Here is a 799-nt window from a genome sequence, read left to right as displayed (position 1 = left end):
TGCCAGTAAGGAGAGTGCCTGCGAGTTCGGGCTGGCCAGCACGTCGGCCAAAGCGATCCGCCAGGCTTTTTCGCCTGTTCATCAAAACCGCCATGATAAAGGAGTGGTCAACCGCTTCAACTCCGTGGTTTACCGCGCCATCCGGGCTTCTTCTAAGCAGAGGGGTGAGCGGGATATCCATGACGCTCAGCTGGACTTGCTGGAAGGGTTCGAGTTTAATGTGAAGAGTCCTTTTTCCAAAGCGCTGCTGGTGAAGCCGGAGGTGGGTCTGAATGAAAAGGGGCAGGTCCGGGTAAGGGTCCCGGAGATCGATGTGAAGCAGGGCATCCGGGCGGGCGCTTTTGCTCAAAACCGTCAGGGCGGGCGCTACCAGATCAAGTTTGTGCTGACCGGCTTTAATTTCCGGGAGGAGTTCTATGAGTTTATTGGGGTAAAGGAGGTACTGATCGCTAAACCGGGAGCTCAAAGGGTGCCGGCTCAGGAACTGGTTTTTGAGGGGGAGGTGCCTAAAGGGTGTTTTCTGCTGCTGGCGGCGTCTTTTTCTTATCAAATGCAGAATGAGGCGGAGGGGTACTGGGAGAATATGAATACGGAGGGGTTCTGCCCGGCTGCGATACTGGCGGCTTTTCCTTCAGGGGATGATGCGGAGAAGGGGTACGGGGCCGGCAGGGTTTCAAAAGCGAATGATCTCCGCCAACAGGGAGGAGATGGGGCGGCATGGCCGGTGGTGCACAAAGGCAAGGATCTCCTGGAGAAGATGGGGAGGCTTCACGGGAAAAAGAAGAAGCCCGAAAAGCAG

Annotated in this window: 1 pseudogene; it reads left to right on the top strand. The window is 56.3% G+C overall.

What is annotated here, in order from left to right:
* Nucleotides 1-799, top strand: a pseudogene (locus DDR33_RS26230) (hypothetical protein); the annotation flags it as partial.

It is taken from the genome of Pararcticibacter amylolyticus (assembly GCF_003130405.1).
In the GTDB taxonomy this organism is placed as follows: domain Bacteria; phylum Bacteroidota; class Bacteroidia; order Sphingobacteriales; family Sphingobacteriaceae; genus Arcticibacter; species Arcticibacter amylolyticus.
Note: the sequence above shows the minus strand (reverse complement) of the source record. Positions and strands in the feature narration are given on the sequence as shown.